The 23,506-nt window shown below is 73.4% G+C and carries 22 protein-coding genes and 2 pseudogenes; 13 read left to right on the forward strand and 11 right to left on the reverse strand.

What is annotated here, in order from left to right:
• Window positions 1–35: 35 nt before the first annotated feature.
• Complete coding sequence (locus IPT68_RS33040; protein WP_189700049.1) at window positions 36–986, reverse strand: NADP-dependent oxidoreductase; 951 nt, start codon at window positions 984–986, stop codon at window positions 36–38.
• Window positions 987–1,057: 71 nt separating this feature from the next.
• Here IPT68_RS33040 and IPT68_RS33045 point away from each other — a divergent pair, with 71 nt between their 5' ends.
• From IPT68_RS33045 to IPT68_RS33055, 3 genes are all read left to right on the forward strand, one after another.
• Complete coding sequence (locus tag IPT68_RS33045; protein WP_189700048.1) at window positions 1,058–2,011, forward strand: GlxA family transcriptional regulator; 954 nt, start codon at window positions 1,058–1,060, stop codon at window positions 2,009–2,011.
• A 63-nt stretch (window positions 2,012–2,074) separates the two neighbouring features.
• Window positions 2,075–2,929, forward strand: coding sequence for a hypothetical protein (locus tag IPT68_RS33050; RefSeq protein WP_189700047.1), 855 nt, complete (start codon window positions 2,075–2,077; stop codon window positions 2,927–2,929).
• Between the two features lie 225 nt (window positions 2,930–3,154).
• Window positions 3,155–3,547, forward strand: a complete 393-nt coding sequence (locus IPT68_RS33055) for a VOC family protein (RefSeq protein WP_189700046.1) — start codon at window positions 3,155–3,157, stop codon at window positions 3,545–3,547.
• A 12-nt stretch (window positions 3,548–3,559) separates the two neighbouring features.
• Here the strand turns inward: IPT68_RS33055 and IPT68_RS33060 are convergent, their stop codons facing one another.
• On the reverse strand, window positions 3,560–3,865 hold the full coding sequence (locus tag IPT68_RS33060) for a DUF4235 domain-containing protein (protein WP_189700045.1): 306 nt from the start codon (window positions 3,863–3,865) through the stop codon (window positions 3,560–3,562).
• A gap of 64 nt (window positions 3,866–3,929) precedes the next feature.
• A complete protein-coding gene (locus IPT68_RS33065) occupies window positions 3,930–4,961 on the reverse strand; it encodes a glutathione S-transferase family protein (RefSeq protein ID WP_189700044.1) in 1,032 nt (343 codons plus the stop codon).
• A 322-nt stretch (window positions 4,962–5,283) separates the two neighbouring features.
• Between IPT68_RS33065 and IPT68_RS33070 the strand changes: the two genes are divergently transcribed.
• A complete protein-coding gene (locus IPT68_RS33070) occupies window positions 5,284–6,201 on the forward strand; it encodes a cation diffusion facilitator family transporter (protein ID WP_189700177.1) in 918 nt (305 codons plus the stop codon).
• Window positions 6,202–6,308: 107 nt separating this feature from the next.
• Here the strand turns inward: IPT68_RS33070 and IPT68_RS33075 are convergent, their stop codons facing one another.
• On the reverse strand, window positions 6,309–6,758 hold the full coding sequence (locus tag IPT68_RS33075; RefSeq protein ID WP_189700043.1) for a nitroreductase family deazaflavin-dependent oxidoreductase: 450 nt from the start codon (window positions 6,756–6,758) through the stop codon (window positions 6,309–6,311).
• A 139-nt stretch (window positions 6,759–6,897) separates the two neighbouring features.
• Here IPT68_RS33075 and IPT68_RS33080 point away from each other — a divergent pair.
• Window positions 6,898–7,191: pseudogene (locus tag IPT68_RS33080) on the forward strand (nuclear transport factor 2 family protein); the annotation flags it as partial.
• Here IPT68_RS33080 and IPT68_RS33085 read toward each other — a convergent pair.
• On the reverse strand, window positions 7,178–8,056 hold the full coding sequence (locus IPT68_RS33085) for a sigma-70 family RNA polymerase sigma factor (RefSeq protein WP_189700042.1): 879 nt from the start codon (window positions 8,054–8,056) through the stop codon (window positions 7,178–7,180). The pseudogene IPT68_RS33080 and the gene IPT68_RS33085 sit on opposite strands and share 14 nt — an antisense overlap.
• 30 nt (window positions 8,057–8,086) lie before the next feature.
• Window positions 8,087–8,671, reverse strand: a complete 585-nt coding sequence (locus IPT68_RS33090) for a TetR/AcrR family transcriptional regulator (RefSeq protein WP_189700041.1) — start codon at window positions 8,669–8,671, stop codon at window positions 8,087–8,089.
• A gap of 104 nt (window positions 8,672–8,775) precedes the next feature.
• On the opposite strand from IPT68_RS33090, the gene IPT68_RS33095 reads away from it, so the two are divergent.
• From IPT68_RS33095 to IPT68_RS33105, 3 genes are all read left to right on the forward strand, one after another.
• The gene (locus tag IPT68_RS33095; RefSeq protein WP_189700040.1) at window positions 8,776–9,234 is read left to right on the forward strand and encodes a nuclear transport factor 2 family protein; all 459 of its coding nucleotides are present in this window, start codon (window positions 8,776–8,778) and stop codon (window positions 9,232–9,234) included.
• Between the two features lie 9 nt (window positions 9,235–9,243).
• Window positions 9,244–9,762 (forward strand): flavoprotein, encoded by a 519-nt coding sequence (locus tag IPT68_RS33100; RefSeq protein WP_189700039.1) that lies wholly within the window; start codon window positions 9,244–9,246, stop codon window positions 9,760–9,762.
• A 93-nt stretch (window positions 9,763–9,855) separates the two neighbouring features.
• Window positions 9,856–10,824 (forward strand): aldo/keto reductase, encoded by a 969-nt coding sequence (locus tag IPT68_RS33105; RefSeq protein ID WP_189700038.1) that lies wholly within the window; start codon window positions 9,856–9,858, stop codon window positions 10,822–10,824.
• A gap of 3 nt (window positions 10,825–10,827) precedes the next feature.
• Here the strand turns inward: IPT68_RS33105 and IPT68_RS33110 are convergent, their stop codons facing one another.
• Both IPT68_RS33110 and IPT68_RS33115 read right to left on the reverse strand, forming a co-directional pair.
• A complete protein-coding gene (locus IPT68_RS33110; RefSeq protein WP_189700037.1) occupies window positions 10,828–11,646 on the reverse strand; it encodes a phytanoyl-CoA dioxygenase family protein in 819 nt (272 codons plus the stop codon).
• A gap of 273 nt (window positions 11,647–11,919) precedes the next feature.
• A complete protein-coding gene (locus IPT68_RS33115; protein WP_189700175.1) occupies window positions 11,920–14,295 on the reverse strand; it encodes a SpoIIE family protein phosphatase in 2,376 nt (791 codons plus the stop codon).
• A 278-nt stretch (window positions 14,296–14,573) separates the two neighbouring features.
• Between IPT68_RS33115 and IPT68_RS34490 the strand changes: the two are divergent.
• The 4 genes and pseudogenes from IPT68_RS34490 to IPT68_RS33135 form a co-directional block, all read left to right on the forward strand.
• Window positions 14,574–14,957, forward strand: a pseudogene (locus IPT68_RS34490) (glycoside hydrolase family 9 protein); the annotation flags it as partial.
• Window positions 14,958–15,209: 252 nt separating this feature from the next.
• Window positions 15,210–15,455: a hypothetical protein gene (locus IPT68_RS33125; RefSeq protein ID WP_189700035.1), complete on the forward strand. Its 246-nt coding sequence runs from the start codon at window positions 15,210–15,212 to the stop codon at window positions 15,453–15,455.
• Window positions 15,456–15,458: 3 nt separating this feature from the next.
• On the forward strand, window positions 15,459–15,836 hold the full coding sequence (locus IPT68_RS33130) for a toxin Doc (RefSeq protein WP_189700034.1): 378 nt from the start codon (window positions 15,459–15,461) through the stop codon (window positions 15,834–15,836).
• A 339-nt stretch (window positions 15,837–16,175) separates the two neighbouring features.
• Window positions 16,176–17,801 (forward strand): RICIN domain-containing protein, encoded by a 1,626-nt coding sequence (locus IPT68_RS33135; RefSeq protein WP_189700033.1) that lies wholly within the window; start codon window positions 16,176–16,178, stop codon window positions 17,799–17,801.
• Between the two features lie 86 nt (window positions 17,802–17,887).
• Here IPT68_RS33135 and IPT68_RS33140 read toward each other — a convergent pair whose 3' ends face one another.
• Window positions 17,888–18,589, reverse strand: a complete 702-nt coding sequence (locus IPT68_RS33140) for a S1 family peptidase (protein ID WP_228040082.1) — start codon at window positions 18,587–18,589, stop codon at window positions 17,888–17,890.
• A 108-nt stretch (window positions 18,590–18,697) separates the two neighbouring features.
• Window positions 18,698–19,333, reverse strand: coding sequence for an NAD(P)-dependent oxidoreductase (locus IPT68_RS33145; RefSeq protein ID WP_189700031.1), 636 nt, complete (start codon window positions 19,331–19,333; stop codon window positions 18,698–18,700).
• 351 nt (window positions 19,334–19,684) lie between these two features.
• On the opposite strand from IPT68_RS33145, the gene IPT68_RS33150 reads away from it, so the two are divergent.
• Window positions 19,685–21,868 (forward strand): SpoIIE family protein phosphatase, encoded by a 2,184-nt coding sequence (locus tag IPT68_RS33150; RefSeq protein ID WP_189700030.1) that lies wholly within the window; start codon window positions 19,685–19,687, stop codon window positions 21,866–21,868.
• Between the two features lie 79 nt (window positions 21,869–21,947).
• On the opposite strand, the gene IPT68_RS33155 is transcribed toward IPT68_RS33150, so the two are convergent.
• Complete coding sequence (locus IPT68_RS33155; RefSeq protein ID WP_189700029.1) at window positions 21,948–23,123, reverse strand: lactate 2-monooxygenase; 1,176 nt, start codon at window positions 23,121–23,123, stop codon at window positions 21,948–21,950.
• Window positions 23,124–23,506: the final 383 nt, after the last annotated feature.

Below are 23,506 nucleotides of genomic sequence, written 5' to 3' on the forward strand. Positions count from 1 at the left end.
ACGAGGGCGGGCCGGGGCCATCCCTCGGGCGGGGGTCAGTCGGCGAGCAGCACCAGCTTCCCCGTGGTCCGGCCGGTGCCGCCGATCTCGTGCGCCTTGGCCGCCTCGGCCAGGGGGAAGGTCCCCGCGATCGTCGGGCGCAGCCGGCCGTCCTCGACCAGCCCGGCGATCTCCTGCATGCCGTGGTGGTCGGCGTCGACGAGCATCCGGACGGCCCGTACGCCGAGCCGCGCGGCCTCCGTGAAGAAGTCGTCCGACCCGACCGGCAGGATCGACACCACGATGCCGCCCGGACGCAGTACGCGCAGCGAGCGCACGGAGTGGTCGCCGCCGATGGTGTCCAGCACGACGTCGACGTCCTGCACGGCCTGCTCGAAGTCGGTCGCGCGGTAGTCGACCGGCTCGTCCACGCCGATCTCGCGCAGGAAGTCGTGCTTGCCCGCGCTCGCCGTGCCGATCACGTACGCGCCGCGGGCCTTGGCGATCTGCACCGCCACGTGCCCGACGCCGCCCGCAGCGGCGTGGATCAGCACCCGCCGGCCCGGTCGCAGGTCCGCCCGTTCGACCAGCGCCTGCCACGCGGTCAGGGAGACCAGCGGCAGCGCGCCCGCCTGCGTGTGGTCGATCCCGGCGGGCTTGGCGACGAGGGCGCGGGCCGGGGCGATGACGTACTCCGCGTGCGAGCCGTGGCCGAAGGGGTAGGGCAGCATGCCGAAGACCTCGTCACCGGGCTGGAAGAGGGCCACGCCGATGCCGGTCTCCTCGACGACGCCGGAGACGTCCCAGCCGAGGGTGAAGGGCGGCTCGCCGAGGAAGCCGCCGGTGGCGCGGTGCTTCCAGTCGGTGGGGTTGACGCCGGCGGCCCGCACCCGGACCAGCACCTCGTTCGGCCGGGGCCTCGGCCGCGGGACCTGGACTTCCTTGAGTACCTCGGGGCCGCCGAGGACGTCCTGACGGATGGCTCGCATGGTGTTCACATCGCTCATGGTGGCCCAGCCTGCCCGGGTCCGCGCGCTCGGAAAATGGCACGATTGCCAAGCTTCGATAGGATCGTGCCATGCAGCGTGCGGAACCGGAACGGGTCGTCGTCCTGGCCCTCGACGGCGTCTATCCCTTCGAACTGGGCATCCCGAGCCGGATCCTCGGCGCGGCCGACGGCCGGTACGAGGTGGTGACGTGCAGCGCCGACGGCGGACCGGTGCGTACCAACGCCGACTTCTCGGTCACCGTGGAGCACGGTCCCGAGGCCCTGGCCACGGCCGGCACGGTGGTCGTCGCGGCCGTGGCGCCGGAGTTCCTCATCGGCGGCGTCCCGGACGAGGTGCGGGCCGCGCTCGCCCGGATCCGGCCCGGCACCCGCATCGTCTCGATCTGCACCGGCGCGTTCGTGCTGGCCGCCGCGGGCCTGCTGGACGGCCGCAGGGCGACCACGCACTGGCAGCTGGCCGACTGGTTCCGGGAGTTGTACCCGCACATCGACCTCGACCCCGACGTGCTCTTCGTCGACGACGACCCGGTCCTCACCTCCGCCGGGGCCGCCTCCGGCGTCGACGTCTGCCTGCATCTCGTGCGCAAGGACCACGGCCACCGGCTCGCCAACGCGGTCGCGCGGCGCTGTGTGGTGCCGCCCTTCCGGGACGGCGGCCAGGCCCAGTACATCGAGCAGCCCGTGCCCGAGGCCGGCGCCGCTAGCACGGCCGCCACCCGCGCCTGGGCCCTGGAGCGCCTCGGCGAGCCGCTGACCCTGTCCGACCTCGCCGGACACGCCCGGATGAGCCTGCGCACCTTCGCCCGCCGCTTCCACGACGAGGTGGGCGTCAGCCCCGGCCGCTGGCTCATCCAGCAGCGCGTCGCCCGCGCCCGGCACCTGCTGGAGTCCAGCGACCTCACCGTCGACCGCATCGCCGGCCAGGTCGGCTTCGCCACGGGCGCGTCCCTGCGCCAGCACCTGCACGCCGCCATCGGCGTCTCACCGCAGGCGTACCGCCGTACGTTCCAGAGCGCGCGCTGAGCGAACGTTCCGGACGGCCGCGGCGTCGGAGGAGCGACGGACGCACGGAGCAGAGGGGGGCACATGCGCAGAGGGCGGCGGACGGCGGCGGTGACGGTGCTGGTGGCGGCGACGGCGGCGGGGTGCGCCGCGGACCCCGCCGGCCGGGAGGACCTGGTGATCACGGGCACACCCCCCGCGCGGCCCTACGACGGCCCCCTGCACATCCCGGCGCGGGCCACCGGCGAACACACCGAACAGGCCGTGCACCTGGAGGCGGGCGCGGCGGCCCGGGCGCTGGAGTGCGACGGGCCGATCCACACGGGCGGGCCGAGCGGCGGCTGGAGCCGGGACGACGGGGGCGCCACGCCGGAAGAGGGCCTGGCGGCCCACTTCGCGCTGGAACAGCCCGAGGTACCGGACCACGGCTACCGCGTGGAACGCCGTGAGGGCGACCGCGTCCTGTACTCCTTCGACGTGGGCGGCAGGACCAAGGTCGCGGTCGTGGTCGCCAAGGACCGCCCCGACTCGCCGGGTTGGGGCCCGGAGACAAGCGCCGTCTGTGACCCGGCCGAACTCCCCGCGTCCTTCACCGACACCCAGCCCTACGACATCTGGACCGACGCCCGCGGTCACCGCGTGCCCTTCGCGGAGCTGCACACCATCGAGGGCGACGCCCACTGCGACTGGCAGTCGGTCACCTTCCTGCAGACCCCCCGGGGCACCTACGCCCGCGATCCCGAGGGCGCACTGCCCGCCACCGCGCTTATCGCCCCCTACGTCGCGGACACCCGCCTGCCCGCCGAGGCACGCGACACCGGCCGCCACGACGGAGAACGCCACCTGTGGCTGACCGGCGACACGTCGGCCGTGTACGTGCGCACACCGGGTGGCGTGGAGTCCTGGCCGCGAGTGACACCGGGGCTGGGCTGCAAGTGAACCGCCGACGCGTCGGTGCACGGCTCGTCGGCGGCGCGCGGGGTCACCGCACTGGAAACTTGAGCTGCCTGCGCTCCCACCGCCCGTCAGACGCACGGCAGGTGAGGATGCGCCCCGGAGCGCGGAGGGTGCCCGCAGGCGCCTGAATCCGGCGGGCCGGGATATCCGCAAGGACAGGGCGGCGGGACAGCACCGTCCCCTGCCCCTTGACCCTTCGGAGGAGACATGTCAGAGGTGACCGCGGGCGTCATGGTGCTCGACTGCGCCGAGCCCGAGAAGCTCGCCGTGTTCTACAAGGAGCTGATGGGGGCGGAGGAGACCGACGCGACCGCCAACCGCGTGGAGATCAGGAGTCCCGACGGCACTCGCCTGGCCTTCCGGCGCGACGTCAACGCCACCCCGCCGAGCTGGCCGCGCCCCGAGAACTCCCTGCAGGTGCACCTGGAGTTCGTGGTGACGGACATGGACGCGGCCGAACGCAGGATCGTCTCGCTGGGCGGGCGCCCCGTGGACACGAAGGACTCCGCCGGGCCGTTCGAGGAACGCGGCTACGCCGACCCGGCGGGTCACTCCTTCACCCTGCGTCGTGCCCTGCCCACGGCGCCGAAGCAGGGCTGAACAGGGCCGGGATCAGTCCCGGCCGCCCTTTTGCGTCGCCGGCCACACACCGGTAGAACGCTCGATGGCCTTGGCGCCACCGCGGTCCACGGCGCTGCGCACGGCGGCGAAGATGGCGCCCTGGACCGCCGCGGCCAGCAGGACCTCGCCCCAGCCGCGGTCCGGGTCCAGCGCGTCCGGTGCGTCCTCCTCGTGCCGGATGGCCATCCACGTCTTGCGGAAGGCCATACCGGCCAGCCACCCGCCGGCCCACCCGAGCACCCATCCGACGGGCTGGTAGGCGAGGGGCAGCTTCTGCTTCTTCTTTTTCTTGGCCACCTGGGTCTCCTCACATTCGCGATGTGGACGTACGAGATGGGGACGTGAAAGACGGGAAGCGGGGTCAGGGCCGGCCGGTCGCCGGGACCTCCTCACCGGGGCGCACCGGCCCCGGCGGGGTGCCGTCCCCGAACGGGCGCCCGCCGAGCTGCTCGCGGTGATGCGGCGTCAGCCAGCCCGTGAGGTCCGGGCCGAGCGGCACGATGCCGGTCGGGTTGATGCCCGTGTGCACCTGGTAGTAGTGCCGCTTGATGTGGTCGAAGTCGACCGTGTCCCCGAAGCCGGGCGTCTGGAACAGGTCGCGAGCGTAGGCCCAGAGCACCTCGTTCTCCGTGAGCTTCCATCGGTTGCACTTGAAGTGGCCGTGATAGACCGCGTCGAAACGCACCAGTGTGGTGAACAGCCGGATGTCCGCCTCGGTGATCGTGTCGCCGACCAGATAGCGCTGCCGGGCCAGCCGCGGCGTCAGCAGCTCCAGCCGCCGGAAGACGTCCGCGCAGGCGGCCTCGTACTCCGCCTGCCCGGTGGCGAAACCGGCCCGGTACACGCCGTTGTTGACGTCCTCGTAGATCCTCGCCATCACCTCGTCGATCTCGTCCCGCAGCTTGTCCGGGTACAGGTCCGGCGCGTCGTCCCGGTGCAGGGTGGTCCACTCGGTGGCGAAGTCCAGGGTGATCTGCTGGTAGTCGTTGGTGACCAGCTGTCCGGTGGGTACGTCGACGACGGCCGGCACGCTGACACCGCCCGGGTAGCCGGTCTCGCGCTGGTCGTAGGCCTCGCCGAGGAAGCGGATGCCGAGCACGGGGTCACGGCCGTCCGGGTCGAGGGTGAAGCGCCAGCTGCGGTCGTCCTGGACCGGGTCGGCGACGGCCATCGACACGGCCGCCTCCAGCCCCAGCAGCCGGCGTGAGATCACCGCCCGGCTCGCCCACGGACAGGCACGGCTGACGACCAGACGGTAACGCGCGGCCGCCACCGGCCAGCCGTCCCGGCCGTCCGCCGTGATCCGGTCCGCGAAGTGGCTGCGGGACCGCCGGAACGGCTTTTGGCCGTACGCGCTGTTGCCGGCGCCCTTCCCGTCTCCCTGGCCGCTCATGGCCTCTCTCCTCCCTGCCGTGGGCAATGCTGCGGATCGAGTTCCCCGAGTTCCCCCGTTTCCGCCACCGGCACGGTGTGATCCGCTGCGACGGGGGCAAGCGGCGGTGGTGAGCGGGACATCGACGGAATCATCGAAGGACGGAGACGACCACCGGGCCGAGGCCCGCAGGAGGAGTTCGGATCCCAGGAACGATCCCCCGACCGACCGGCGGGCCGACGCCCCGGCCGACCGCGAGACCGTCCCCCTGACCGACGACGGGACCGACGGCAGAACCGACACCGCGACCGACCACCAGGCCGACCGTAAGACCCGCGTCACCGTGCTGGTCGCGCTCGCGGCGAACCTGGTGATCGCGGTCGCCAAGGCGATCGGCGGCGTGGTCGCCGGGTCGCCCGCGCTGCTGTCGGAGGCGGCGCACTCCGTGGCCGACAGCCTGAACGAGGTCTTCCTGCTGGCCGCCCTGCGCCGCAGCCGCCGCCCCGCCGACCGGCGGCACCCCTTCGGCTACGGCAAGGAGCGGTTCTTCTGGTCGCTGCTGGCGGCCGTCGGGATCTTCGTCATGGGCGGCTGCTTTTCCGTCCTCCAGGGCGTCGAGGCCCTCACCAAGGGCACCGAGGAGAGCTTCGGCGGCTATGTGGCCGGCATGGTGGTCCTCGGGGTCGCCTTCCTCGCCGAGGGAGCGTCCCTGCTGCGCGCCCTGCACCAACTGCGCGAGCAGGGCGTCGCCGACGGCCTGCGCGACCCCGCCCTGCGCACCGTCGTGGCCGAGGACGGCACCGCGGTGCTCGGCGTGACCCTGGCCCTCACCGGCATGGCGCTGCACATGGCCACCGGCGAGGTGGTGTGGGAGGCGTCCGCCTCGCTCGCCATCGGCGCGCTGCTGGTGTACGTCGCCTACCACCTCGGCAAGGACGCCCGCGCCCAGCTGATCGGTGAGGCGGCGGACCCGGAGGCGAGCGGCAGGATCCGTTCGCTGCTCCGGGCGCAGCCCGAGATAGACAGCGTGGAGGCGCTGTTCACGATGAAGACCGGCGTCGACTCCGCGCTGGTGGCGGCCCGCGTCGACCTGGTGCCCGGCCTGGACAGCGAGCGGGTCGAGGAGGTCGCCGTACGCATCAAGCGGTCGATCGCCCGGACCGTGCCCGAGGCGCGCCAGATCTTCCTCGACGTGACCGACCGGCCCGCCCAGGAGGCACGGGAAAGCCCCGCCGCGACGGGGGAACGCGGCGGGGCCTGACGTACGGGTGCCCGGCACCCGCGCCTCCATGCACCCCGGTCCCGTAAATCACCGAGCGAGCCGGAAGCCCCCGGTCGGCGACGGTGCCGGCGCCCACGAGGGCCGGCTCAGCCCGCGTCGAGCGGCTCCAGCACGAACACCGGGATCTCACGCTCGGTCTTCTTCTGGTAGTCGGCGTACGGCGGATACGCGGCCACGGCGCGTTCCCACCACCGCGCCTTCTCCTCGCCGGTGACCTCCCGGGCCGTCATGTCCCGCTTGGCCGGGCCGTCCTGGAGCTCCACGTGCGGATCGGCCTTGACGTTGTGGTACCAGACCGGGTGCTTGGGCGCCCCGCCCAGCGACGCCACGACGGCGTAACGCCCCTCGTGCTCGACCCGCATCAGCGGCGTCTTGCGGATCTTGCCGCTGCGCGCGCCCCGGGTCGTCAGCACGACGACGGGCAATCCGGTGTCCAGCAGCGTCGTTCCCCGAGTACCGCCGGAGCTCTCGTACAACTCCACCTGCTCACGCACCCATTGCGTCGGACTGGGCTCGTACTCGCCCTCAAGTGGCATGGCAACCGTCCCCTCTGCGTACCGAAGTCGCTCCTTCACGGAGCCCCAACACTGACAAACGCGGGATTCATCCACCCCGGCCGACACTCCGGTCACCCCGATTACCTCGGGCGTCATCGCTCCGGCCGCGCGCCGGCGGCACAGTCGGACACCCACCCCGCCGGCCGCCGCCCGAAGGCGCGGCGACGCCGCCGCCCACTACCGCGAGCCGGCCGCCCACCACGTCCCCGGCACCGCGGACACCATCGAGCGCGTTCTCGTCGACGGCCCCGACGGCGTCGTGCTCGGCGGGATCCGCCAGAGGGCCCGCCCCACCGGACGCTCCTACCGCGCCCGGGGCGCGCCGCACCGCACCGTCGAGGACGGCCGGATCGTCCGCCACCACGTGCACGAGGACAGCCTGGCGGTGGCCCGGGCCCTCACGGAGAGCTGAGTCCGTCGAGCACCGCCGGCTCCAGCCGCCGCAGCCGCTCCGGGGCGGCGACGACCTCGTACGCGCCGATCCGGTCGCCCTCGACGGTGACCGTGAGGGCGAGCAGCAGCCGTCCGCGCGGGGCGACGACGATGCCGACACGGCCGTCGAGGAGGGCGGTGGCCGCGTACCGGGACCGCTCGCGCAGCCGCACCGTCCCCTCGGCCACCGCCCGGGCGCCCCGCAGCTCGGGAGCGACCCCGGGCGGCAGGACGGCGGGGTCGGCCCGGCGCACCACGTCCGGGGCCAGCACGTCCAGCAGCGCGGCGATGTCGCCACCCCGCGCGGCGGCCAGGAACGCCTCGACGACCCGCCGGTGCCGGTCCACCTCGGCGGCGGGCAGCGCCGGCGTGCCCCGCACCTTCTGCCGGGCGCGGCTGGCCAGCTTCTTCGCTGCCGGCCGCGAACGGCCGACGACGCGGGCGACGTCCTCGAAGGGCACGGCGAACAGGTCGTGCAGGACGAACGCGACCCGCTCGGCCGGCCCCAGCGTGTCCAGCACGACCAGCAGCGCCCGTCCCACCGAGTCGACGAGCACCGCCTCGTCCTCGGGCACGTCGCCGTCGCCGTCGGCCTCCCGGCCGTACGGCTCCTCGCGCCGGGCCGTGCGCGCCCGCAGCATGTCGAGGCAGATCCGGGACACGACCGTGGTCAGCCAGGCCGCGAGGTTGCCGATGCCGTCGCCGTCGGCGCGGCTCAGCCGCAGCCAGGCCTCCTGGACGGCGTCGTCCGCCTCGTCGGGCGAGCCCAGCATCCGGTACGCGACCGCCCGCAAGCGCCCCCGCTCCGCCTCGAAGCGCGCCGCCAGCTCCTCCCGGCCGCCCATGGGTCACCTCTCTTCGGCCGCTCCGCTCCGTCACCTTCCCGACGAACCGGCCCCGGCCGAGGTGACATCCGAGGCCAGCAGCAGCCGCGCCCCTTCACGCGCCTGCGCGGCGGGCTCCGTGCTCCCCGTGATCCCGGCGGTGACCATGGCGCCCTCCGCCAGCAGGAACAGCGGCCCGGTGAGCGCGGCGGGCAGCCCGGCGTCGGCCACCAGACCGGCGACGTAGTCGTGGAAGTGCTTCTTGTGCGCCCGCACCTGCCCGGCCACCAGGTCGGAGACGGCGCCCAGTTCGCCGAACGCGTTGATCCAGGCGCAGCCGCGGAAGTCGTCCTCGCCGAACCACTCCGCCAGCCAGTCGTAGACGGCCAGAATCCGCTCCCGGGGCTCCTCGCGGGTCGCCACGTACGCGGCGAGCCGCCCCCGCCAGCGCAGGTCGCGCCGCTCCAGGTACGCCTCGACCAGCTGCTCCTTCGCCGGGAACAGCTGGTACAGCCGCTTCAGCGAGACCCCGGAGGCGCCGCGCACGTCGTCCATGCCGACGCTGCGCACGCCCTGCCCGTAGAACAGCCGCTCCGCGGCGTCCAGCACCCGCTCCCGGGCGACTTCGCTGTCCATGGGGCGACCACTCCCTTGACGTGAGAACGAGCGTTCTCCTACGGTAGCAGTTACGGGGAGAACGCGCGTTCTCCACTGCCGGCCCCGATCGCCGAGGAGCCCTCATGACCACCCGCCCGCCCCTGCCGCCCTTCACCCGCGAGACCGCCGCCCAGAAGGTGCAGGCCGCCGAGGACGCCTGGAACACCCGTGACCCCCACCGGGTGGCGCTCGCCTACTCCGAGGACTCGGTCTGGCGCAACCGCGACGCCTTCCTCACCGGCCGCGACCGGATCGTGGAGTTCCTCACCGCGAAGTGGCGCCGCGAGCAGGAGTACGCCCTGCGCAAGGACCTGTGGGCGTTCGACGGCAACCGCATCGCGGTCCGCTTCCAGTACGAGTGCCGGGACGCCGACGGCCAGTGGTGGCGGTCCTACGGCAACGAGCTGTGGGAGTTCGACGACGACGGCCTGATGACCCGGCGCGAGGCGAGCATCAACGACGTGCCCATCGAGGAGAGCGAGCGCCGCATCCACGGTCCCCGGCCGGAGGCCGAGAGGGGCTGGTCCTTCCCGGTTCAGTAGGGTTCCCGGATGACCGAACAGGACGGCAAGCCCTTCCTCTACGTCGTCGTCTGCGCCGCCGGGGTCGCCGCGGACGTCGGCGTGCTGATCGGCGCCGCGCGCGAGCGCGACTGGGAGGTGGGCGTCATCGCGACGCCCGTCGCCATGGGCGGCTTCTTCGACGCCGCCGCCGTTGAGGCCCTGACCGGCCGCCCCGTCCGCTCCGCGTGGCGCACGCCGGGCGAGGCACGCCCGTTCCCGCCGCCGGACGCCGTGGTGGTGGCGCCGGCCACCTTCAACACCGTCAACAAGTGGGCGGCCGGCCTGGCCGACACCCTCGCCGTCGCCACCCTCTGCGAGGCGTACGGCCTCGGTGTGCCCGTCGCGGTCCTGCCGTGCGTCGCCGACGCGCTGGCCGCCCATCCCGCCTACCACGACAGCCTGACACGGCTGCGGGGGATGGGCGTGCGCTTCGGCGAGCCGTACTCCGGCGAGGAGGATCGCGCCGCGTTCCGCTGGGAGCGCGCCCTGGACCTGCTCGACCGCTGAGCGCGCCTCGGGCGCGCGCCGCACCCCGGTTGGAGTACGCGCGAAGACGTACGCTCGCCTCGCCATCCCACTCCGACGGCAGGAGCAGCAACGATGCAGTACGTGAAGCTCGGTTCCACGGGCCTGGACGTCTCGCGGATCTGTCTGGGCTGCATGACCTACGGCCTTCCCGACCGGGGCAGGCACGAGTGGACCCTCGACGAGGAGGCGTCACGCCCGTTGATCCGGCAGGCGCTGGAGGCCGGGATCACCTTCTTCGACACGGCCAATGTCTACTCGGACGGCACCAGCGAGGAGATCGTCGGCAAGGCGCTCAGGGACTTCGCCCGCCGTGACGAGATCGTGCTCGCGACGAAGGTGCACGGCCGGATGCGGCCCGGCCCCAACGGCGGCGGGCTCTCCCGCAAGGCGATCATGACCGAGATCGACCACAGCCTCAGCCGGCTCGGCACCGACTACGTCGACCTCTACCAGATCCACCGCTGGGACCCCGACACGCCGATCGAGGAGACGATGGAGGCGCTGCACGACCTGGTCAAGGCGGGCAAGGTGCGCTACCTCGGGGCGAGTTCTATGTACGCGTGGCAGTTCTCCAAGGCGCAGTACACGGCCCGGCTGAACGGCTGGACCCGGTTCGTGTCCATGCAGAACCACTACAACCTCCTCTACCGCGAGGAGGAGCGCGAGATGCTGCCGCTCTGCGCGGACCAGGGCGTCGGCGTACTGCCGTGGAGCCCGCTCGCCCGCGGTCGTCTCACCCGGGACTGGGACACCACCACCGAGCGCAGCGCGCAGGACGACTTCGGCAGCCGTCTCTACCCGGAGGGCGACCGCACCATCGTCGAGGCCGTCACCCGGATCGCGCACGACCGGGGCGTGCCGCGGGCGCAGGTCGCCCTCGCCTGGCTGCTGCACCAGGACACGGTGACGGCCCCGATCATTGGCGCCGCGAAGCCGCACCACGTCGACGACGCGGTGGCCGCCGTCGAACTGGAGCTCACCGACAAGGAGATCGAGGAGCTGGAGCGGCCCTACACCGCGCACGCCGTCTCGGGGCACTGAGGCTCAGTGCGGGCCCGGCGGCGGGAACTCCGTGCCGCACGGGCCCGCGCCCTCGCTCTCCGGCAGTGGCACCCGGTCGCCGTTCATCGTCAGCGTGCGGTAGTAGCCGCCGATGCGTTCGGCGGAGCAGCCGACGTAGTGGCCGATGAACGAGCGGCGGAAGCGGTCCGGGGAGCGGTTCGGCCCCGAGCCGTGCACCAGGCTGCCGTTGAAGAACAGGACGTCACCCGGCCGCATGTCGACCGGCACCGGCGTCAGCCCGGGCGGCGGCGGCACGTACTCCCGGGCGAAGGACACCCGCTCGTCCGCCTCCTCCGGGCAGAAGACGTCCATCCGGTGCGTGCCCGGCACGACCTCCAGCCCGCCGTTCTCCCGGTCGATCACGTCGCAGGCCACCCAGGCCGCCAGGCACGTGCCCGGCTCGACCCGCAGATAGAAGTTGTCCTGGTGCAGCGCCTGCCCCCGGGCGCCCGGCGGCTTGAAGTAGAACATGCTCTGCGCGGCCAGCACCTCCTCGCCGAGCAGCACCTCCAGCACGGTCCGCAGTCGCGCGTCCAGCAGGAACCGCAGTGCCAGGTCGTCGATCTCGTGGGGGTGCATGACCCTCGGGTGGGCGGCGAGCGGATCGTCGCCGTCCCGCGGCTCGAAGTGCCCCGGCACGGGCCCCGCCGCGTGCAGCGCCGTGAACCGCGCGCACAGACGGTCGATCTCGTCCTGCCCGAACAGCCCTTCGAGGACCGTGAAACCGTCCTCCTGGAACCGTGCGAGCCCTTCCCGGGTGAGGATGGGGCGACCGGCGGCGCCGATGTCCGTGGCTGTCATGCGTCCACTCCTCGGTGAGGTGTCCTCGTCGCACCACGCTAGGCCGGAACGCCTCGCCGGAGGAGGCCCCGCGCGCCCCCGGCGACCCGTCACCGCTGCCCGTCCCGGCGACGGTCGGCCACGGCGACCGGTGTCCGGGTCGCCCACCGCCCGCTCACCGGGGCTGGGCCACTCGGGTGACACGGGGCCGGGTCCGGTCGACAGGCACCCGGTACCCGGCGACCGATGCGGCAGTGAAAGGCACGGGGCGACCCACGACCGGTCCCGCCGCCCTCACTCCTCCTCGAACAGCGCCATTTCCGCCCAGATCGTCTTGCCCTCGGGCGTGTGCCGGCTGCCCCAGCGCTGGGTGAGCTGGGCGACCAGCAGCAGGCCGCGTCCGCCCTCGTCCCAGGTCTTGGCGCGCCGCAGGTGCGGGGCGGTGTGGCTGGCGTCGGACACCTCGCAGATCATGGTGGCCGCGTCGTGGATCAGCCGGAGCCGGATGGGCGGGGCGCCGTACCGGATGGCGTTGGTGACCAGCTCGCTGACCACCAGCTCGGTGGTGAAGGATGCCTCCCCCAGCCCCCAGGTGCCGAGCTGGTCGACGACCTGCTTGCGCACGGGGGCGACCAGCGCCGGATCGGCCGGGATGTCCCAGGTGGCCACCTGGGAGGCGGGCAGTCCCCGGGTACGGGCCAGGAGCAGGGCCACGTCGTCGCGGGCGCCACCGGCCGGCAGCAGCTGATGCAGGATCCCGTCGCAGCTCTCGTCCAGGGAGGCGGCGGGGCACGACACGGCGTCCCGCAGCAGCCGCAGTCCGACGCCCACGTCGGGGGCATGCCCCTGGATCAGCCCGTCGGTGTAGAACGTCAGGACGGTTCCCTCGGGCAGATACAGGTCGGCCGCCTCGAACGGCAGCCCGCCCAGCCCGAGCGGAGGTCCGGCGGGCAGCTGGACCTCCTCGGCCGTACCGCCCGGCCGCACCATCAGCGGCGACGGATGCCCGGCCCGGGCGAGCGTGCAGCGCTGGGACACCGGGTCGTACACGGCGTACAGACAGGTCGCGCCCACTTCCCCGGGGCTGCCGTCCGCGCCGGCCTCCTCGGAGAGCCGTACGACCAGGTCGTCGAGGTGGGTGAGCAGCTCGTCGGGGGCGAGGTCGATGTCGGCGAGGGTGCGCACGGCGGTGCGCAGCCGCCCCATGGTGGCCGAGGCCTGGATCCCGTGGCCGACCACGTCACCGACGACCATCGCGACCCGCATCCCGGACAGCGGGATCACGTCGAACCAGTCGCCACCCACCCCGGACCGCGCCGCCGGGAGATAGCGGGAGCACGCCTGGACGGCGGCCGTGCTCGGCAGCGACCGCGGGAGCAGGCTGCGCTGCAGGGCGAGGGCGGTCTCGCGCTCGCGGGTGTAGCGGCGGGCGTTGTCGATGCAGACGGCGGCCCGTGCCGTGATCTCCTCGGCGAGCAGCCGGTCGTCCGGCGTGAACGGGTCGGGCCGCCGGAAACGGGTGAGGACGGCGACGCCCAGCGTCCTGCCCCGGGCCACGATCGGCACCGACATCGCGGAGTGGACGCCGTACGTGCGGGCCCACTCCCTGCGGGTGTCGTCCCAGCCCAGGGAGTGGGCGAGGGAGCCCGACCGGAGGTCCGCGAGGGTCGTCCGGCCGGTCAGCAGGGACGCGCCCTGGGGCGAGTCGGCGGGGTAGACGTCCCGCCGGCCCGTCCACATCGTCGCGTCGACGCCCGGGTCGACCGACTGGTGGGCCGCACGGCGCAGCATGACGGGCTCGGTCGGCGGACCGGCCAGGAGTTCGGGCTCGCCCCCGGGGTCCCACGGGTCGAGCAGATCGACGCCGGCGAAGTCGGCGAGTCCGGGCACACAGACGTCCGCCAGCTCCTGCGCCGTGCGGTTGACGTCGAGGCTCTCGCCGATCCGGACGCTCGCCTCGTTGACCAGCTGGAGCCGCTCCTGGGCCAGGTGCTGCTCGGTGAAGTCGTGCACCGTGAGGCACACCCCGCACACCCGCCCCGCCGGGTCGGTGATCGGGGCCATCCGGCCCAACCAGGCGTTCGTCCTGCCGGTCTCGCCGATCGGCACGTAGGTGCGGGAGTTGTGTCCCCGGCCGCTGGTCAGCACCTGGTGCAGCTGCCGCTCGATGTCCTCGGTCTGGAGCCGGCCGCTGATCTCGGTCACGCGCAGCCCTCTCAGCCGCTCCCCGGGCAGCCCGATCACCGAGGCCAGCGCGTCGTTCATCCGGTACAGCCGGAGCCGGTCGTCGTAGATCGCGGTGGCGCAGGGGGACTGGATGAGGTGGGCCCGGTCCAGCGGGTCGTCGGCCGGCCGCTCGCGGTCGGCCTCCAGCGGAGTGACGACGAGCCAGCCCTCGTCGCCGTCCGGCGCCGGCCGCCGGTGGGCGAGCAGCCAGACGGACACCGTACGGCCGTCGCGGTGGCGCAAAGTGAGCGTTCCGTCCCAGCGGGCTCCTCCGGCGGTGGGCGCCGCGCCCTCGACCAGCCGCACGGCGGGCCGGCCCACGACCTCGTCGGCCGTCCAGCCCAGCAGCCGCCGGGCCCCCTCGCCCCACTCGGTCACCCGGCCCTCGGCGTCGATGGCGGCCCGGGCCGTAGCGGCCTCGTCGAACGGGTACTCCGGGGTCATCGTCGTCACTCCATCGCGCATACGCACAGTGAACAGCCGAGTCGCTTCGGTTCCAGCCTAGTGCTTCGCGGTCCGGTGCGAACCCGGCCGCCGGGCGCCGCTCGGCACATCCGTCAAGCGGTGGAATCGGCCGATGTGGCACGCGGACCGCAGGGACCTCTCCACACCGTGGACGAGCGCGTATGGCACAGCGTCAGAAATCCTCGAATCGCGACCAGTTGTGCGCACGCGTGACCGTCCCGACCCTCTCTTCGCCGAACCCCGCGCCGCACGCCCCGCGCCCCCACGGCCGGCGGTTCGCGGCGCGGGCGCTCGCGGCGGCCCGCAAGGCCTGGGCGGCGGCGCTCGCGCACCCCGCGAGGTACGCCGACCCGGACGACGGCATCGGCGGTGGGGCCTACCCCGACAGCGACGCGACCGACGAGTTCTCCTGGGCGGCGGCCGAGCTGTACCCGGCCACCGGTGAGCGGCAGTTCGAGCGGCATGTGCCCACCTCACCCCTGCACACCGCCGACATCTTCGGCCCGCTCGGCTTCGACTGGGCCCGCACGGCCGCCGCGGGCCGCCTCGACCACGCGACCGTGCCCGACCGACTCCCGGGCCGGGACACGGCCGCCAGGTCGGCGCGCAGAACCAGCACAGCCGCTGCTACGCCCGCCGGCTCGACCCCGACCTGCCGAACCCGCCGCGGGGCAGTCCTGGTCGACGACCGGGGAACGAGGGCCGGGAATGAGGCCCGGGAACGAGGGCACCGGGACTGAGGTCCGCCGACCGGTCCGGAAGTGACAACGGGGGCGCTCAATGTGACGCACCTCTCGCCCATTCTGAGCGCCCCCTGTTCGCCCGGTACCGTCTCCTGACCCCTCTGAGCTGGGGGTATTTACGAGTAAGTACCCTGGCGGTACCGTGAACGCATGCCAGCCCTCAACGTGGAGTTCAGTGATCGTGAGCTCGAGGACCTGCGGCAGATCGCCAAGGAGCGCGGTACGTCGATGAAGGCCCTCGTGCGGGAGGCGGCCGCGGCCGACATCGCCCGGCACCGGGCGCTGCAGGAGGGCGCCGAGGCCTTCCGTCGGTTCTTCACCGCCCACGCGGACGAGTTCGCGGCCGCCTTCCCCGACGACGAGCAGCCCGCCGGCGGCGAAGGACGGGCCGCCTGAGCGATGGCATCCGCCCTGCACATCGACGTGCCCTGGCTGCTGCAGCGGCACGAGGAGGTCCTGCCGGACCAGCCGACGATCAACGACTTCTCCGCGCTGGTGGCCGCCGTCGCCCGGCACCGTGTCGACCCGCCCCGCCTCGGCGTCGACTCCGACCCCGCCTGGCGGGCCGCCGCCCTGCTGCACACGCTCGCCCTGCTGAGGCCCCTGCCCTCGGCCAACGCCCGTTTCGCCTGCGCGACCGCCGTGGCCTACATGTTCGTCAGCGGCGTCGGCATCGACCCGCCCTACGGCGCCCTCGTGGACCTCGCCCGGGACCTGATCGACGGCAAGACGGACGTGTACGGGGCGGCGGACCGGCTGCGGTCCTGGCAGATCTGACCGGCGCCCGTTCTCGAGGAGGCGCCGTGGCCGCAGCGGCGTGCCCGGCCTTCACGTGCGGGAGTTTCCCGCGGGGCGCTCGAAAAGGCGAATGACGAGCGACTGGCCGTTGTCGTGGCCCAAATCAACTTTCTGTCAGTGGTGCTGAGCTTCCTCAAGCGCCTTGTTGGCCCAGAGTGAGCTGTGCAAAGGTGAACCCCCGGCGGGGGGCGCAATGGCCGGGCTCACGCGCACAATTAACGCCCCTCGCGCCCCCGTCAAAAAGGTACGCACCATCCGGGCCTCCTTTTTCGGCGGACAGAAATCTCGTGTCACCTTGCGTGGGAAGGAATCCGCTCAGTGCCCACCCCCCACCCCCCTCGACCTCCTTACCCGCCGCCCGGCGGTGATCCGGGTGAGTCCGACGCCGCCCTCGCCGCCCGGCTGACAGGAGCCCCAGACGTCGAAGTCGCCCACGCGACCGCCCTGCTGACCGCCCGGCACTGGCAGCCGGTACACGACTACGCGGTCATCTGCCTCGCCTCCTCGGGAAGCGTCGCCTCCATGGTCACCGCGGCGGCCTTCCACCAGGTCTTCGACCGGCTCACCCTGGGCGAACAGGGCGACGCGCTGCGGCCGCGCCTGCTGGTGACCGTGCGGGACGTCGTCCGGCTGTGGTCGGCCGAGGAGCGCATAGCCGCGGCGCTTCCGGCGTTGCTGAAACCGGCCGGCGGGCGCGGTATGCGCGCCGCCAAGTCGATGACCCCGGAAAACCGCAAGCTGGCCGAGCGCGCATTCGCGGGCCTTCCCGCAGCGGCACGGTGTCTGCTGTGGCACACCGAGGTCGAGGCGGAGCCGATCACGTTCCCCGCCGGTCTGCTCGGCATGGACGCCGGGATGGCGACGGCCGTCCTGGAACAGGCCCGGGACAAATTCCGGGAGGGCTGCCTGCGGGCCCATCAGGAACTCGCGCCGTCCAAGGACTGCCGCTTCTACAACCGCCTCCTCGACGTCCCGATCCGCCGTGGCGGCGCCCTGCTGCCGGATGTCCAGCAGCATCTCGTCCAGTGCCGCCACTGCCGTGACGCCGCCGAACAGCTCAGCCACTTCGAGGGCGGGCTCGACGTGTTGCTGGCCGAGGCCGTGCTCGGCTGGGGCAGCCGCCGCTACCTCGACTCCCGGCCCGGCCGCACCCAGCACCGCGCGCGCACCCGCGCCGCCGCCCGGCACTCCGCCCGCGCGCGCGGCGCCGCACGCCACGGCGTCCTCGGCCGCATCCCCCGCATGGGCGGGCGCTCCTCCCGGGCACTGCGCACGGGTGCGGGCATCGCCGGCGCCGCCCTGCTGGGCACCGTCCTCGCCACCAGCCTGTCGTCCTACGACGGCGACACCGACCCCACGGCCTCCGCGGGCGCCACCGAGGGCACCAGGGCGGCGCCCGGCACCGGAACCCAGGCCCGGCCCACGGCCTCCGCCACGCCCCCCGGCACCGCCCAACTCCCCACCGCGCCGCGGGAGACCCGGCTGCGCAACGCCGCGAGCGAGCTGTGCCTCGACGTCCGCGACGGGGCCGAGGCGAGGGCCGGGGCCGTACTGGCGGTGTGTTCCTCCGAAGCCACCCAGCAGTGGTCGTACGAGAGCGACGGGCTGCTGCGCAGCGTGGCCGACCCCGGCCTGTGCCTGGACTCGCACGCGGACGCCGGTGTCGTCATCCTCGGCGCGTGCGCCGACGCCCAGGACGAGCGCGCCGACGACGTGCGCTACGACCTCACCGTCCGGGGCGAACTGCTGCCCCGCTGGGACGAGCAGCTCGCGCTCGCCTCCACCGGCGGGGAACCGGGCGCCGACATGGTGGTGAAGGTCCGCGACGGCTCGGACGCCCAGCGGTGGCTGGTCGACCCGCAGCCGGCCGAGGCGGGTTCGCTGTCGGTCGCGGAGACGGTCGACCCGTCGGCGCGGCAGGCGGGGCTGGGGGAGGGGCCCTAGGGGACTGCCGTCACACCGCGGCGGCGGGGCACGAGCGGCACCGCACCACGCCGCTGCGGTGAAGGACCACGGCGGCCTGTGCGGGCTCAGTAGACGCTCAGGCCGTACGCCGACAGCCACTCGACCACCGGTTGGTAGTAGGTGACGCCTCCCGAGCCGCAGTTCCCGCTGCTGCCGACGATGATGCCCAGAGCCGTGCCGCCCGAGAAGGCCGGACCACCGGTGTCTCCGGGCTCGGAGCAGACGGTGGACCGGAACAGTCCGTACACGGTGCCCCCGCCGTAGTTGACGGTGACGTTCACGGCCTGGATGGTCCCGCAGCGGTATCCGGTGGTCCGGCCCACATGGCAGAGCGACTGCCCGACGACGGGACTCGCCGCGCCGGTGATGTCGCGGGAACCGGCGCCGGCGCCCAGCGAGACCTCGCCGGGGTAGGCGACCGCCGTGTTGGTGTACCGGACGCTCGCGTAGTCGTCGCCCGGGAAGCTCACTCCCGCGGTGACGCCGACGGCGACCGTCAGGGCGGCGTCGGCGTACCAGGCCTGGGCGCCCTGCGCGCACCGGCCCGGCACGAGCGCGTACAGCGCGGAGCCGGAACGGGCGTTGAAGCCCACGGTGCAGCGGGCGCCGGCGCTGTAGAGGGTGTCGCCCCCGCGCACCGCGACGGCCGCCTGTGGCCCCGCCCGCTCCCCGGCATGCGCGCCCGGCCCGGCGGCGGACCAGCCGAGGAGGAGTACCAGTGCGACGACCGCCTGGACGACGGTTCGGAGGAGTCTTTCGCCCTGCATGGGACTCACGGTGACCTCCTGTGGCATGCACCGGCCATTGTGAGTCCCTCCGGCACGGATGGTCAGGCCGAAACCCGCCATCCACACGGCGCGCGGGCCACCGTCGGCTCAGTAGGCGACCGTGATCCGGCTGCGCGGATGTGCGTTGCTCTCGAGTTCGTCCATGAAAGCGACCGCGTAGTCCTCGGCGCTGATACGGCTGCGGCCCTCGGCGTCGGTCAGCAGTTGGTCGCCGCCGATCCGGAAGCTGCCCGTCCGCTCGCCGGGGGCGATCTCCGCCGCCGGGGACACGTAGGTCCAGTCGAGATCGTCGACCGTGCGGTAGAAAGCGAGGACGTCGAGGTGCGCCATCGCTTCGCCGAGGACCTCGGCGGGAAAGCCAGGCTGGTCGACCAGCGCCTCCCCGGGCGCCACCTCCAGACTGCCCGCACCGCCGACCACCACGAGCCGGGAGACGCCCGCCGTCCGTAGCGCGTCGACCACTGCGCTGTTCATGGCGAGGAAGGGCTCCCTGGGGTCGCTTCCGTCGCGCGGCGGCACCAGCGCGGACGCGACGGCGTCGTGCCCGGCGGCGAGCTCCGTGACACGGCGCGGGTCCGCCGCGTCCGCGGCGGTCGCGGTCACGTCCGGCACGGGAGCCTCGCCGGATCGGCTGACGCAGGTCACCTGGTGCCCCCGGGCGACGGCCTCGGCGGCGATACGGCTGCCGACCATGCCGGTGGCGCCCAGCAACATCACTCTCATGTACGGCTCCTTGCTGGTGACGTGACCTCAGCGGCCGGGGAACCGCTCAATCCCCCGCAGCACTCGTCCGCTGCCGTCCGGCTCGGCGAAGGGAGCGCCGCTTGCGTCGTCGTGGAAGGCTTGGCCCGGTCCGTGTCGGAGACGGGCACGGGCAGCACGAGGACGTCGAGCTTCAGGTCCACGGGGTGTCCTTGCGTGTGAGCGGTGGAGCTGTCCCTACCGTGTCCGCCGGCCGCTCAAACCGCGGCGCGCGAATGGCGGCGGCCGCACGCTCGCGTTCCCTCGCGTCGAAGCGGCCCTCGGACCGAGGTCTCCCGCGCGAGGCTGCGGGCGTGGACGTACGGTGCTGGTATGTGCGCGATACCGGACGACGGCGCTGCACAGCTCCACGGGACCCGCCGTCGTTCGCCTACCGCCACGTCGGTGGGCCGAGCCGAGTTGGACCGGCTGCTGGAGTCCGCCGTGCGTGACACGGGCGTGCATGCGGGAGCCGTCTTCCTGCTGGCGTCCGACGGGCAGGCGCTGCGGCTGGAGGTGACGGCCGGCATGCCGGTGGAGTATCTCGCGCCTTGGTTCGGGGTGGGGCTGTCGAGTCCCGTTCCGGCGGCCGAGGCGGTGCGCGAGCGACGGCTGGTCTGGCTCGGCCGGCCGCAGGAGCTCGCACGTCGATATCCGCGCACGGCGATCGCGCTGCCGTATCACTATGCGGTGGCCGCGGCGCCGATCCTCACCGGCACCACGGCCTGGGGCACGCTGCTGCTGTTCTGGCCCGGCTCCGACATCGCCGGGGCCGCCGGTCCGAGCCCCGAGCGGGTCATGGCCGCCTCCCGGCGCCTGGGGCGGTTCCTGCAGGGCGTTGCCGACACCGGGCATCCCCTCGGTCCCGGACCGCTGCCGCGCACGCTGGCGCAGCCGCCCGCCCATGAGCGGACGACGGCCGAGGCGGCGCTGGCCGCGGCAGGTCTCGTCGAACGGCTTCCGGAGGGCACCTGCTCCCTCGACTTCCAGGGCAGGTTCACGTACGTCAGCGCCACCGCTGCCGAGCTGCTCGGCGGCACCGTCCCCGATCTGATCGGCTCGCGCCCCTGGCAATCCTTGTCCTGGTGCACGGACCCGGCGTTCGAGGACCGCTATCGTGCCGCCGTCGTCAGCCGGCAGCCCGGCAGCTTCACCGCCATGCGCCCGCCGGACCGATGGCTCGCCTTCGAGCTCTACCCCGACGCCTCCGGGGTGAGCGTCCGCATCTCGCCGACCGGTCCGGGCACGGCCTCACGGGCGGCGCCCGCCGTGACGGGGGCGCTCCGGGGTGAGCCGATCTCCCTGGGCGAGGTCTACCAGGTGCTGCACCTGGCCGCCGCCCTCTCCGAAGCCGTGGGCGTGGACGATGTGGTCGATCTGGTCTCCGACGAGTTGATGGTGGCCTACAGGGCCCAGAGCGTGGCCCTGCTCGCGACCGAGGACGGCAGAATGCGAGTCCTCGGCTGCCGCGGACGCAGGCTTCGGCTCCTGGAGGTCAGCGACGGAGCGCCGCTGACCTCCCCGGCGCCCGCGGCCCGGGTCCTCGCCACGGGCATGCCGGCCTTCTTCGCCACCTTCGACGAGCTGGCCCGGGACTACCCGCCGGCTCCTCGCCAGGAGGACATGCACGCCTGGGCCTTTCTGCCACTGATCGCCTCCGGGCACCCGGTGGGCTCCTGTGTGCTCGCCTTCGACAGGCCTCACGCCTTCTCCGACAACCAGCGGGCCGTCCTCACCGCATTCGCCGGACTGATCGCGCAGGCGCTGGAGCGGGCCCGCCTGTACGACACCCGCACGAAGCTCGCGCAGACCCTGCAGGCGGCTCTGCTCCCCGACTCGCTGCCGGAGCTGCCCGGACTGGACGTGGCCGCCCGCTATCTGCCCAGCGTCCGCGGCATGGACATCGGCGGCGACTTCTTCGACCTGGTCCGGGTGGACGACACCGCCGTGGCCGCGTTCATCGGCGACGTCGAGGGCCACAACGTCGCCGCCGCCGCACTCATGGGCCGCATCCGCTACTCCGTACGCGCCCACGCCGCCGGCGGGGCCACGCCGGCACAAGCCCTCGAGCAGGCCAACCGCCGGCTGGTCGAGCTGGATCCGGGCCGCTTCGCCAGCTGCCTGTACGCCCACATCGACCTCGTGCGCCGCCGGGCCGTCCTGGCCACCGCCGGGCATCCCCCGCCGGTGTTGCGCCGTCCGGACGGGCGCACCGAGGTCCTTCCCCTGCAGCCGGGGCTGCTGCTCGGCATCGACCCCGAGGCGGACTATCCCTGCACCGAAATCCCCCTGACGCCCGGCACCGTCCTCGCCCTGTACACCGACGGACTCGTCGAGGCCGCAGGGGTCGACCTGGACGACGCCATGGCCGGGCTCGCCGCCCAACTCGCCCGGGCCCGGCCCCAGCCCATGGACAAGCTCGCCACAGCCCTGATCGACCATGCACGGCGAACCGCCCCCCGAACGGACGACATCGCCCTGCTGCTCATCATGCTCGCCACCGCGGGTAGCCCGTGAAACCACGGGGCCGGCGCCGAGCCATGGCGGCGCACCGCCGCCACAGCGAGATCCCGGCCACACCACCCTGGCCGAGCACCTACTCGGCGGCCATGTCCTCCATGAGGTCGGCCGGGCCGACGGTCGCGGGGGTGGCGTGGCCCGACAGCGCGAGCGTCAGGTCCAGTTCGGCGAGCAGGCAGCGAATCACGTGCTCCACGCCCGCCTGCCCGTCGAGCGCGAGACCGTACACGTACGGCCGTCCCACCAGGACCGCCCGCGCGCCGAGCGCGAGTGCCTTGAAGACGTCGTCCCCGGTGCGCACCCCGCTGTCGAACAGCACCGTCAGCCGGTCGCCGACCGCCGCGACCACACCGGGCAGCGCGTCGGCCGCCGCGACCGAACCGGCCACCTGGCGCCCGCCGTGGTTGGACACCACCACACCGTCCATCCCCGCGTCGACGGCCTGCCGGGCGTCGTCCGGGTGCAGCACGCCCTTCAGGACGATCGGGCCGTCCCAGTTCTCCCGCACGAACGTCAGGTCCGGCCAGGTCTTCGCGGGGTCGGCGAACATGCCGACGAAATGCATCACCGCCGCGTTCGGGTCCTCGTGCACCGGCTTGGCGAGGCCCGAGCGAAACGCCGGGTCGGAGAAGTAGTTGGCGGTGCCGACGCCGTGCAGGAACGGCAGGTACGCCTGGTCCAGGTCGCGAGGCCGCCACGCGAGCAGCGGCGTGTCCAGCGTGACGACCAGGACGCTGAACCCGGCCGCTTTCGCCCGGGTCAGGAAACTCCGGGTCACCTCGCGGTCCTTGGCCCAGTACAGCTGGAACCACCGCTCGGCGTCGCCCATCGCCTCCGCGACCTGCTCGATGGGCGTGCTGGACGCCGACGACAGCACGTACGGCACGCCCTGCGCCGCCGCCGCCCGGGCCGCGGCGCGCTCCGCGTCCGGATGCATGATCGACAGCACCCCGACCGGCGCCAGCGCCAGCGGCGCGGGCAGCCCCCGGCCCAGCACCTCGACCGACAGGTCACGCTCGTGCACGTCCCGCAGCATCCGCGGCACGATCCGGCGGCGCCGCAGCGCCGCCCGGTTGGCGCGCGCCGTGCTGCCGTCGCCGGCGCTGCCCGTGACGTAGCCCACGGGGCCGGGACCGAGCCGCCGCTCGGTGAGTTCCTCCAGCCGGGTCAGATCGGTCGGGAGCCTCGGTACCGCTCCCGTCATCCCGTTCAGATAGATCTCGTACTGGAAGTCGGCCCAGTGCTTCGCCATCGCCAGGTCCCCGCCTCTCACCGTCGAGCCGCGTCGTCCCGACGATACTGGCGAGTAAGGCCAGGTCCGTCCAGCGGTGCGTCGTCACCGACGGGCGGCCGACCGGTGCAGGACCGCCGCCGGTTCGCGCGGCGGGGAGGACATCGGCCAGTGCCCGGTGTCCATCCGCACCAGCTCCCGGCGTTCTCTCCTGCCGAGCAGTTCGCGCAGCCCGCGCGGGGTCGCTCGGCCGCGCCTGCAGGAAAGGGCCTCCCGTCGGCGGGCACCTCGGTGTCCACGAACACCACCCGGGCCAACTGGTCGCCGATCCGCTCGGCGGCCCGGCCGACCGGGACGCCCGCGGAGCTGGAGGGGGTCAAAAGGGGCTGTGCCGGGAGTGGGTC

Origin of the sequence: Streptomyces chromofuscus (assembly GCF_015160875.1) — a bacterium.
Lineage (GTDB): Bacteria > Actinomycetota > Actinomycetes > Streptomycetales > Streptomycetaceae > Streptomyces > Streptomyces chromofuscus.

What these genes read in the sequence shown, in the direction of transcription:
- IPT68_RS33090 (WP_189700041.1), bottom strand. Translation starts at nt 8,671, where the DNA reads ATGGACAGCGAAGTCGCCCGGGAGCGGGTGCTGGACGCCGCGGAGCGG.
- IPT68_RS33050 (WP_189700047.1), top strand. Translation starts at nt 2,075, where the DNA reads ATGCGCAGAGGGCGGCGGACGGCGGCGGTGACGGTGCTGGTGGCGGCG.
- IPT68_RS33115 (WP_189700175.1), bottom strand. Translation starts at nt 14,295, where the DNA reads ATGACCCCGGAGTACCCGTTCGACGAGGCCGCTACGGCCCGGGCCGCC.
- IPT68_RS33065 (WP_189700044.1), bottom strand. Translation starts at nt 4,961, where the DNA reads ATGAGCGGCCAGGGAGACGGGAAGGGCGCCGGCAACAGCGCGTACGGC.
- IPT68_RS33155 (WP_189700029.1), bottom strand. Translation starts at nt 23,123, where the DNA reads ATGGCGAAGCACTGGGCCGACTTCCAGTACGAGATCTATCTGAACGGG.
- IPT68_RS33100 (WP_189700039.1), top strand. Translation starts at nt 9,244, where the DNA reads ATGACCGAACAGGACGGCAAGCCCTTCCTCTACGTCGTCGTCTGCGCC.
- IPT68_RS33150 (WP_189700030.1), top strand. Translation starts at nt 19,685, where the DNA reads ATGTGCGCGATACCGGACGACGGCGCTGCACAGCTCCACGGGACCCGC.
- IPT68_RS33125 (WP_189700035.1), top strand. Translation starts at nt 15,210, where the DNA reads ATGCCAGCCCTCAACGTGGAGTTCAGTGATCGTGAGCTCGAGGACCTG.
- IPT68_RS33085 (WP_189700042.1), bottom strand. Translation starts at nt 8,056, where the DNA reads ATGGGCGGCCGGGAGGAGCTGGCGGCGCGCTTCGAGGCGGAGCGGGGG.
- IPT68_RS33095 (WP_189700040.1), top strand. Translation starts at nt 8,776, where the DNA reads ATGACCACCCGCCCGCCCCTGCCGCCCTTCACCCGCGAGACCGCCGCC.
- IPT68_RS33055 (WP_189700046.1), top strand. Translation starts at nt 3,155, where the DNA reads ATGTCAGAGGTGACCGCGGGCGTCATGGTGCTCGACTGCGCCGAGCCC.
- IPT68_RS33105 (WP_189700038.1), top strand. Translation starts at nt 9,856, where the DNA reads ATGCAGTACGTGAAGCTCGGTTCCACGGGCCTGGACGTCTCGCGGATC.
- IPT68_RS33130 (WP_189700034.1), top strand. Translation starts at nt 15,459, where the DNA reads ATGGCATCCGCCCTGCACATCGACGTGCCCTGGCTGCTGCAGCGGCAC.
- IPT68_RS33040 (WP_189700049.1), bottom strand. Translation starts at nt 986, where the DNA reads ATGAGCGATGTGAACACCATGCGAGCCATCCGTCAGGACGTCCTCGGC.
- IPT68_RS33045 (WP_189700048.1), top strand. Translation starts at nt 1,058, where the DNA reads ATGCAGCGTGCGGAACCGGAACGGGTCGTCGTCCTGGCCCTCGACGGC.
- IPT68_RS33110 (WP_189700037.1), bottom strand. Translation starts at nt 11,646, where the DNA reads ATGACAGCCACGGACATCGGCGCCGCCGGTCGCCCCATCCTCACCCGG.
- IPT68_RS33075 (WP_189700043.1), bottom strand. Translation starts at nt 6,758, where the DNA reads ATGCCACTTGAGGGCGAGTACGAGCCCAGTCCGACGCAATGGGTGCGT.
- IPT68_RS33145 (WP_189700031.1), bottom strand. Translation starts at nt 19,333, where the DNA reads ATGAGAGTGATGTTGCTGGGCGCCACCGGCATGGTCGGCAGCCGTATC.
- IPT68_RS33140 (WP_228040082.1), bottom strand. Translation starts at nt 18,589, where the DNA reads ATGCAGGGCGAAAGACTCCTCCGAACCGTCGTCCAGGCGGTCGTCGCA.